At 62.5% G+C, this 8,924-nt stretch carries 8 protein-coding genes and 1 pseudogene; 2 read left to right on the top strand and 7 right to left on the bottom strand.

What is annotated here, in order from left to right; translation table 11 throughout:
• Positions 1 to 145, top strand: a pseudogene (locus tag EN984_RS38715) (LysR family transcriptional regulator); the annotation flags it as partial.
• An 80-nt stretch (positions 146 to 225) separates the two neighbouring features.
• Here the strand turns inward: EN984_RS38715 and EN984_RS12445 are convergent.
• The 7 genes from EN984_RS12445 to EN984_RS12415 all read right to left on the bottom strand — a co-directional run bounded on the left by EN984_RS12445 (position 226) and on the right by EN984_RS12415 (position 7,899).
• Positions 226 to 1,044: an MBL fold metallo-hydrolase gene (locus EN984_RS12445; protein WP_127269112.1), complete on the bottom strand. Its 819-nt coding sequence runs from the start codon at positions 1,042 to 1,044 to the stop codon at positions 226 to 228.
• A gap of 3 nt (positions 1,045 to 1,047) precedes the next feature.
• Positions 1,048 to 1,842, bottom strand: a complete 795-nt coding sequence (locus EN984_RS12440; RefSeq protein ID WP_127269113.1) for a TatD family hydrolase — start codon at positions 1,840 to 1,842, stop codon at positions 1,048 to 1,050.
• The gene (gene metG / locus EN984_RS12435; RefSeq protein WP_127269114.1) at positions 1,842 to 3,392 is read right to left on the bottom strand and encodes a methionine--tRNA ligase; all 1,551 of its coding nucleotides are present in this window, start codon (positions 3,390 to 3,392) and stop codon (positions 1,842 to 1,844) included. Before metG ends, EN984_RS12440 begins: the two co-directional genes overlap by 1 nt.
• A 141-nt stretch (positions 3,393 to 3,533) precedes the next feature.
• Positions 3,534 to 4,589 (bottom strand): DNA polymerase III subunit delta', encoded by a 1,056-nt coding sequence (locus tag EN984_RS12430; protein ID WP_127269115.1) that lies wholly within the window; start codon positions 4,587 to 4,589, stop codon positions 3,534 to 3,536.
• Positions 4,586 to 5,260, bottom strand: a complete 675-nt coding sequence (tmk, locus tag EN984_RS12425; RefSeq protein WP_164748920.1) for a dTMP kinase — start codon at positions 5,258 to 5,260, stop codon at positions 4,586 to 4,588. Before tmk ends, EN984_RS12430 begins: the two co-directional genes overlap by 4 nt.
• 139 nt (positions 5,261 to 5,399) lie before the next feature.
• The gene (locus tag EN984_RS12420) at positions 5,400 to 6,563 is read right to left on the bottom strand and encodes a D-alanyl-D-alanine carboxypeptidase family protein (RefSeq protein WP_174800326.1); all 1,164 of its coding nucleotides are present in this window, start codon (positions 6,561 to 6,563) and stop codon (positions 5,400 to 5,402) included.
• Between the two features lie 103 nt (positions 6,564 to 6,666).
• Positions 6,667 to 7,899, bottom strand: coding sequence for a septal ring lytic transglycosylase RlpA family protein (locus tag EN984_RS12415; RefSeq protein WP_127273444.1), 1,233 nt, complete (start codon positions 7,897 to 7,899; stop codon positions 6,667 to 6,669).
• 371 nt (positions 7,900 to 8,270) lie between these two features.
• Here EN984_RS12415 and EN984_RS12410 point away from each other — a divergent pair, with 371 nt between their 5' ends.
• Positions 8,271 to 8,612, top strand: coding sequence for a hypothetical protein (locus tag EN984_RS12410; RefSeq protein ID WP_236383389.1), 342 nt, complete (start codon positions 8,271 to 8,273; stop codon positions 8,610 to 8,612).
• Positions 8,613 to 8,924 lie beyond the last annotated feature (312 nt).

Here is an 8,924-nt window from a genome sequence, read left to right as displayed (position 1 = left end):
TCTTGCGACCTTCGAAGTCCCGGTCCCCACGCCGGAGTTCAAGATATCGGCGATGTGGCATCCGCGAATGGACGCCGACCCGGCCCATCGCTGGCTTCGCGATACTGTGATGGCCGTGTGCCGGGCAGCGTATCCGAGACGGTGAGGTCACGTCGTCATGCATACCGGCATCGGCAGCGCTTTGGGTACGCGAGCCCTGGAGCCGGTCATGAAGTTCTGTTTCTTTCACGCTGATTCGTAAGGGATTTCAATCATCATCCCATCATAGGCTGGTTCGACATTGGCTGGTGTCTCGGCCACCACCGTTGCGTAGTCGAGCGGCACGTGCATATGCGTCAGCACCGCATGTATCGGCGCCAGCCGCTCGATCCAATCAAGCGCTTCGCCAAGGGACAGGTGACTAGGATGTGTCCGGTATTGCAGCGCGTCGATGATCAGCACGTCGAGGGCGCGCAGCCGTTCGGCGGTGGGTTCCGGAAAGTCGCTGATGTCGGGGCAATAGGCGAGGCCGCCGATGCGGAAACCGAGCGATACGATGTCGCCGTGGATCTGCGGCAGCGGCTCGAGGGTGAGGGTACCCCCCTCTCCTTCGATGACCACCGGCCTGGTGTGGTCGATGAGATGCGGCCTGACGATCGGCGGATAGGAACTGCCTTGCGGCGTCTCGAAACAGTATCCGAACGCTTCCCGCAGCCGAAGCATCGTCGCCCTGTCGGCATGAACGTCGATCAGCTGGCGCTGATCGAGAACGAAGCCGCGCAGATCGTCGATGCCATGGATATGGTCGGCATGCGGGTGGGTATAGACGACCGAATCGATACGTTTAACGCCGGCCAGCAGCATCTGCTGCCGAAAATCCGGCCCCGTGTCGATGACCACAGTCGTGCGGCCGCCATTCGACGCGATCCGCTCGACGAGTGCGGCGGCACGCGTGCGCCGGTTCTTCGGGTTGTCGGGGTCGCAATTGCCCCAGTCGCCGGTGATGCGCGGCGTACCCGGCGACGAGCCGCAGCCGAGAATGGTGAGGCGCAGCCGGTCGGTCATCGTTCAGGCGCTTTGCTCTACAGGCCGCGGCATCTTGCCGAACAGCCGGAAGAAATTATCCGTCGTCAGATCGGCGATTTCAGCTTCGCTGACGCCGATGGTTTCGGCCAGCACCTTGGCGGTATGGGCGACATAGGCCGGCTCGTTGCGTTTGCCGCGAAACGGCACGGGCGCCAGGTAGGGCGCGTCGGTTTCGACCAGCAGGCGGTCATGCGGCACATCGGCGGCAATGGCGCGCAACTCAGCCGAATTCTTGAAGGTCAGGATACCCGAGAACGACACGTAGCCGCCGAGAGCGACGCCAATTTCGGCGAGCCTATGTCCGGAAGAAAAGCAATGCAGGATGAAGGGGAAGGCGCCCTTCCCCGTTTCGGCCTCAAGAATATCAGCCATATCTGCATCGGCATCGCGCGAATGGATGACCAGCGGCAGCCCCGTTTCGCGTGCGGCGGCGATGTGATTGCGAAAGCCTTGTGCCTGCGCATCGCGTGGCGCCTTGTCGTAGAAATAGTCGAGACCGGCCTCGCCGATCGCAACCACTTTCGGGTGGGCGGCCAGCCGTACCAGATCGGCAGATGTTACGTCTAGCTCTTCCGCGGCATTGTGCGGATGGGTGCCGACCGAACAGTATATTTCGTCGAAAGTCTCTGCAATTTCAATAATTTGCTGAAATCTCTTCACGCGAGTTGAGATCGTCACCATGCGGCCTATACCGGCCGCCTTGGCGCGAGCGACAATGGAAGCCCGCTCCTCGGCGAAATCTGGAAAATCCAGATGGCAGTGGCTGTCGACGAGCATCAGACGTTCGCGTCCGGCTGGTCGACGTAACGTGGGAAAACCCCTTCCGGCACGGGTAACGCGGTGCCCGGCACCAGCGCATGGTCCGCGTGGACATGCGCGAAATCGCGGCTGTCCGCCGGCACCGCCAGCAGATCGAGCAGTTTGGCGGCTGATCCCGGAGTAAAGGGCAGACACAGCACCGCCACGCGGCGCACGACTTCGGCGGTCGTCCACAGCACCGTTTCCATGCGCACCGGGTTGGTCTTCTTCAACGCCCATGGCGCCTCTCCGGCAAAGTAGCGATCGGCTTCCGCCACCACGCCGAAGATCGACGCCAGCGCCAGATGGATGCCCTGCTCGGCCATCGCCTTGCGCGCGGTGTCGAGAGCGGCGACGGCCTGGTCCAGGATCGCGCTGTCGGCATCCGTCAGGTCGCCGCGCTGTGGCACCACGCCGCCGCAGTTCTTGGCGATCATCGACAGCGAGCGCTGCGCCAGGTTGCCGAGACCATTGGCAAGGTCGGCATTGGTGCGGTTGACGATCGCGTCATGGCTGTAGCTGCCGTCGTTGCCGAAGGGCACCTCGCGCAGGAAGAAGTAGCGCACCTGGTCGAGACCGTAGTGCTCGACCATCGCGAATGGATCCACGACGTTGCCAACCGATTTCGACATCTTCTCGCCGCGGTTGAACAGGAAGCCATGCGCGAAAACGCGCTTTGGCAACTCGATGCCCGCCGACATCAGAAAGGCCGGCCAATAGACCGCATGGAAGCGGACAATGTCCTTGCCGATGATGTGCGTAGCCGGCCAATAGCGCCATTGCTCGGCCTTTGTGTCGGGATAGCCGGCGGCGGTGATGTAGTTGGTCAAGGCATCGACCCAGACATACATCACATGCTTGTCGTCGCCCGGCACCGGCACGCCCCATTTGAAGGTCGTGCGCGAGATCGACAGATCCTTCAGCCCGGACTTGACGAAGCTGAGCACCTCGTTGCGGCGCTCGGTCGGACCGACAAAGTCGGGCTGGCTCTCATAAAGCGCCAGCAATTTGTCCTGATAGGCGGAAAGCCTGAAGAAGTAGCTTTCTTCCTCGTTCCATTCGACGGGCGATCCAAGCGGTTCGCGACGCACGCCGTCGTCGCCGACGATCGTCTCACCTTCGTCGAAATAGGCTTCCTGGCGCACCGAGTACCAGCCGCTATAGCGGTCGAGATAGATGTCGCCATTGGCGGCCATCGCCTTCCAGATTGCCTGGCAGGATTCGTAGTGGCGCGGTTCCGTCGTGCGGATGTAGTCGTCGTTCGAGCCACCCATCGCATCGGTCATGGCGCGGAAAATCGCCGAATTGCGGTCGGCCAGCGCCAGCGGCGTTATGTCTTCCTTCTCGGCCGTTTGCTGCATCTTCAGACCGTGTTCGTCGGTACCGGTCAGGAAGAATACGTCCTTGCCATCCAGGCGCTGGAAGCGCGCCAGGGCATCGGTTGCAATGACCGTATAGGCGTGGCCGATATGCGGCTTGCCGTTCGGATAAAAGATCGGGGTGGTGATGTAGAACTTGTCGCGTGACATGAATGAACCGTCATGAATGTCTGAATGGAAAGGCGTGGCGGTGGATATCGTATCGAGGCAGCATTTGCCATCCCGATGCCAATGCATGCCGCCCAAAAGTGGCCCCGGTTTTGGGGACAACGGCATGCATCGGGAAAACCGTCACATTCGCATTGCAGAATTCAGGCGGTCGATCATGATCAGGGCGTGCTGCTTCTTGTCGAGATTGTAGGTATCGGTCTCAGATATAGCGTCCAGCGCCTCATGCCAAGTGTCCGACAATTTTTTGGCCCGTGCGAGATCGCCCGCCAGTGCTGCCTGACTTGCCGCGTCCGACAACAGGTCCAGCGCCCGGCGGTTGAAGATATCGAACTGGATCGCCTGATCGCGGCCGGCCACGGCTTCGGCGAGGCGAAACGCGCCGCCGACATCGCTCTTTCTGCCGGTGACCAGAGCGTCGAGCGTGGAGGCGATCTCCAGCCCGCCATACTGCGTCAACAGGATCGCGTTGCGGGCGCTGCCCCCTGCCCGCCCGACCAGTGCCGCGCGAGCCGCCGGATCGCCAGGCGGCGCCGGCTCGGTCGTTTCCAGCACCGTCATCAGGTCGTCGGCGTCGAGCGGGTTCAATCGCACCACCTGACAGCGCGACCGGATCGTCGGCAGCAGGCTGCCCGGCGCGTGGACAATCAGGATGAACAGCGTCCGTGCCGGCGGCTCTTCAAGATTTTTCAGCAACGCATTGGCGGCATTGGTGTTCATGTCGTCGGCGGGATCGACGATGACCACCCGATAGCTGCCGTCGTGCGAGGTCAGCGACAGGAAGCGGCTGACCTTGCGGATCTCATCGACGGTGACGACTGTCTTGAAACTCTTGGTCTTGTCGTTCAACGGCCGGGTCAGATGCAGCACGGAAGGATGCGCCCCGGTTGCGATCTGGCGGAACAGCGACGACGCCGGATCGGGAGCGGCAAGGCTTTCCGGCGCGTTCGCAAAATCCGGGTGCTTCAACAGATGATGCGCAAGGTGGAAGGCGAGCGTCGCCTTGCCGATGCCGACCGGTCCGGAGAAGATCAGTGCATGAGGCAGCTTGCCCGCCCGATAGGCAGCGGTGAGCACGCCCGCAGCCTGGCCGTGCCCGACCAGAAGGGGCGTTTCGGAGGGCTCCGGCACGCCGTCGAGCGTGTCGTGCTGCTCGGGTGCAATGCGCTCGAAGATCATGCCGGCGTTGCCTGCCTGTCGCGTGCCGGCGTTCTCGCCGCCAGTGCCGCGAACACCGCCGCGGTGACGACGTTCTCGACCGCGTCGGGCTCGGCGGCTGCGTCGATGACGATGCAGCGCTCCGGCTCGGCCTTGGCGATCGCCAGAAACGCCTCGCGGCGGGCCTGATGGATCGCCAGCGTCTCCTTTTCGAAGCGGTCGGCGACTGCCTCGGTGCCGCGCCGCAGCGTTGCGCGCCTCAGGCCTTCCGCCGGATCGATGTCGAAGATCAGCGTCATGTCCGGCATCATGCCGTTGATGGCGACCTGCTCCAGCGCATCCATGAACGCCGGATCGATGCCGCCTGTGACGCCCTGGTAGACGCGTGAGGAATCGAGGAAGCGGTCGCAAAGCACGATGGAGCCACGCTCGACCGCCGGCCGGATGAGCTGCTCGACATGATCGGACCGCGCGGCGGCGAAAAGCAGCGCTTCCATCTTCGGTCCGAACGGTTCGGCCGCGCCCGAAAGCAGCACATGCCTGACGGCTTCGGCGCCCGGCGAGCCGCCAGGTTCGCGGGTAAGCAGCACATCGTATTTCTTGGCGCGCATCTTCCTGGCCAGCCGCTCGATCTGCGTCGACTTGCCTGCCCCCTCGCCGCCTTCGAAGGTGATGAAAAAACCGCGTGCCAACCGAGAGGCCTTCTTGTCCATGGCTGAATGGGATTGTAGCGCTCTAGATAGTCCGCGTTCGGCCAAACGTCCATGCCGTCATTTTTTGCTTTCATGCACGTCGTTCGCCAAAACCATGGTCAGATTTGAGCGACGTGCCTTAGCGCAGCCAGCCGACCGCCAGTTCCTTGACTGCATCGAGGGCGCGCTGCGGCAGCGTGCCGACGCCGATCGATTCGGCGGCGAAAAGCGGCGTCTCCTGGCTCAGCGTATCGCCGATCCAGACGCGCAGCGCGCCCACCGGCTGCCCCTCCTCCACCGGTGCTGCAATCGGGCCGTCATAGACGATCCTGGCCGTCAGCTTGTCGCGATTGGTGATCGGCAGGAAGATGTCGATCGGACCCTTGGCCTTCAGCATCACCCCGGGCTTGGCGCCGCCAAAAACCTGGGCTTCTCCAACCACCTCGTCCCTGGCGAAGATTTCGGTCTTCTCGAACGAGCGGACACCCCAGTCGAGCAGCTTTCGCGCCTCTTCGGCACGCTCCTTGTCCGAGGCCAGCCCGCTCATCGCCGCGATCACCCGTGTGCCGTTGTGACTGACCGTACCGACGATGCCGAAGCCGGCTGCCTCGCTCGCACCGACCGCCAGGCCGTCGGCGCCGATGTCCATCGCCAGCAGCGGATTGCGGTTCCTCTGCGAGATCTTGTTCCAGGTAAAATCCTTCTGGCCGTAGTAGCGGTAGAAATCCGGATAATCACGCCACAGGTGCAGGGCGAGCTGCGCCAGCTCGCGCACGGTCGTCTGTTGGCCATCCGCCGGCAGGCCGGTCGAATTGACGAAAGTCGACGTCTTGAGGCCGATCTGGCGGGCCCGTTCGGTCATCTGCGCGGCAAAATTGTCCTCGGATCCCGACATGCCTTCGGCGATGATGATGCAGCCGTCATTGGCCGCCTGCACGGTCACGCCCTGAATCAGGTCTTCGAGCCGGATCGACGACTTGAGCTTGGCGAACATCGTCGATGTCCCCGAAGGCGCGCCACCCTTGCGCCAGGCGTTTTCGCTGACGACGAACGTATCGTCGAGCTTCAGGCGACCAGACTTGATGGCGTTGAAAACCACTTCCATGGTCATCAGTTTGGCCATTGAGGCCGGCGGTATCGGCTTGTCGGCATCCTTGGAAAACAGCACCGTCCCGGTCTCGGCGTCGATCATGAAGGCCTGTGCGGCCTTGGTCTCGAACAGCTGCGCGCCGGCCGGAGCCTGGAAAAACAGCAGCAGGCCAAAAACCAGAAGCCCGGCGAGCGGGAGCAAGCGAAATTGCATGATGTTCGACCCGTTGGCCGGCACCGCCGGCAAGCCCGCAAAAAGTATCGGGCTTTTTGCACGGCGGATCAACCGCGTAGCCGAAATCCAGCCTGGCTTGTACTCAGTTGCGCACAGCCAGCGCATCGGGAGCGCCATGCGACCAGGCAGCCTGCAACATCTCGTCCAGATTGCGGTGGCCATCGGGATAGAGATTGACCGAATACCAATCCTCGCCGTCGAGTTCCGAACGCTGGATCTCGATCTTGCCGAAGGCGGCAAGCTGAGCGGCAATACGCTTGGCTTCTCCGGCATCCTCGAACGAACCGGCAGCGACGTAGTCGGTGGACGGACCGGCCGGTGGCGGCTGCCGCTTCCACGATTGAAGCACGTCGGCCGGCGACATCCCGTCGCCACCCATCGCGGCGAAGGCACTTGAGGCGCGTTCGACCCGCTCGTCGGCATAGGACAGCGAGGCCATGGCAAACGGTGATTGCGGCGGCAGATTGATCTGCGGGCGTTCCGGCACGATCGGGCCGAAATCCGGAAGCGCCAGATCGCCATACGCCGACGACTGCGCCGACATGACCGGCTGGACAGAACCGGAATCGGTCAACTGGCCCGGAAACGGCACGGCCGCGCTGCCCGCAGGCAGGCTTGGCGACGGCCCGTTCATGGCGACCATGACGCCGGTCGGCAGTCCGTCCGACGGGTCGGGCACCCTGTTGCCGGGATGGTAGGAAGCCATCAGATATTGGTCGTCATCGCCGTCAAGCGGCGCGCGGCCGACATATTCGACCTTCACCTGAGCGGTGCCGGTGTTGACATAGTCAAGCATCTGGGCAGCGCGCTCCGACACATCGATGATGCGGCCTTCGTGATATGGGCCGCGATCGTTGACGCGAACGATGACCGAACTGCCGGTCTTGAGATTGGTGACACGGGCATAGCTTGGCAGCGGCATGGTCGGGTGCGCTGCGGTCAGGTGGGTCATGTCGTAGACTTCGCCATTGGCGGTAAGCCGGCCATGGAAGGCATCGCCATACCAGGAGGCCAGGCCGACCTTGGCGTAGCGCTTGTCTTCCTTCGGGTAATACCACTTGCCGCGGACCTGATAGGGTTTGCCGAGCTGATCCCTGCCGCCGCCACGTTGGATGCGCCCATTCTGGGAGATCACACGCGGGCTTGCCTTCACGCCATATTCGGATTCGGCGAAATATTCCTTGGAGCGGGTCTTCTTGTAGACCATCGCTTTCGGCTCGGGCTGCGACGCACAAGCCGCCAGCAAGGCGGCCGACATGGCGAACAACGCGACTGTAGCAGCGCGACGAAGACGCGGTTGCGTCACAGCCTGCATTTTCCTGATGTCCCCTTCAGTCTTGCCTAGACGTCGTATCCAACCGTCGAAGAAGCCGAAACACTCACCCGACCAATACCAGCGACGCCTTCGAACCCCGATCCTTTGTGCGCAGGAATTGCTTATCACGGTATTAACCGATTGTGGCCGCAACCGGGCAAGATTGTGGCGTCTCCACCGCAAGAGCCCTCTGAAAAGTAACGATTTTCGCGCTTCCACGCGAGAGATGTGATGCCCTCTGCCACAGAGAGCCTGGCTTCGCTCCTGCCGGCCATACCTGCCCGTTGACAGGCTTTGTCGGGCAGCGGACCGATAGTCCGGAACAAAGAAATGCGCCGCTAGTTTCATCCGCAGGGCACTCGAACAGAAGGATGAGCATGATGAAAATGGCTTCATTGACAATCGCGATCGCAATGTCACTTTCTGCCGGGTCTGCGATCGCCGCATGCCCGGACAAGTCGGCTTCCAATGCCGGGACGGATGCCGAGCAGACCGCCGGCATTTCGAAAGATGGAACTCACGCGCCCTTAGAGGCCCCGAAAGCCACGGACAGCGCGGGCAAGCCAACCGCCAAGGATGGCGCCACAATGCCATTGGCGGGCGCTGAAGGCGGCGGGGACAAGAATCTCGCAACCTCGCAGCAGGACATTGAGGCGCAGCAGCATGGTGATAAGGCCGCGGCGGCAAAGGCCGATGAAAGCTGCAAAGACTGAGGACCGCTCAGGCCGGAGCCAAATTGCAGCTTCGGCCTTCCTCACCAGCAGCTGTTCCCTTGGCGAACTAAATTTTTGGGGAAATACCGCAGCCGTCCCAAGAGGTTGGCCCTGTGGGGATTAACCCGTCCGCCCGGTTGCTTGATGGTTCCGGTCGATAGCCGGATCGCGCCCTTGCCTGGGCCCCTGCATGCAAGCACTGCAGCGCCTCACATCTCGGGCAACGCCCGCGGCGGGCTTCTTCTTCATGCACCATTGGACCGCGATAGTCCCGGCGCTCGATCCCGACACGCTCAGAGTCTGCCCAGGAAA

The sequence above is a fragment of the Mesorhizobium sp. M7A.F.Ca.CA.004.12.1.1 genome, from assembly GCF_003997835.1.
Lineage (GTDB): Bacteria > Pseudomonadota > Alphaproteobacteria > Rhizobiales > Rhizobiaceae > Mesorhizobium.
This window is presented reverse-complemented; position numbering and strand designations above follow the sequence as displayed.

Bases quoted from the DNA above. Each gene is read 5' to 3' on its own strand.
- metG (WP_127269114.1), bottom strand. From the start codon at position 3,392: ATGTCACGCGACAAGTTCTACATCACCACCCCGATCTTTTATCCGAAC.
- EN984_RS12440 (WP_127269113.1), bottom strand. From the start codon at position 1,842: ATGCTCGTCGACAGCCACTGCCATCTGGATTTTCCAGATTTCGCCGAG.
- EN984_RS12420 (WP_174800326.1), bottom strand. From the start codon at position 6,563: ATGCAATTTCGCTTGCTCCCGCTCGCCGGGCTTCTGGTTTTTGGCCTG.
- EN984_RS12430 (WP_127269115.1), bottom strand. From the start codon at position 4,589: ATGATCTTCGAGCGCATTGCACCCGAGCAGCACGACACGCTCGACGGC.
- EN984_RS12410 (WP_236383389.1), top strand. From the start codon at position 8,271: ATGAGCATGATGAAAATGGCTTCATTGACAATCGCGATCGCAATGTCA.
- EN984_RS12415 (WP_127273444.1), bottom strand. From the start codon at position 7,899: ATGCAGGCTGTGACGCAACCGCGTCTTCGTCGCGCTGCTACAGTCGCG.
- EN984_RS12445 (WP_127269112.1), bottom strand. From the start codon at position 1,044: ATGACCGACCGGCTGCGCCTCACCATTCTCGGCTGCGGCTCGTCGCCG.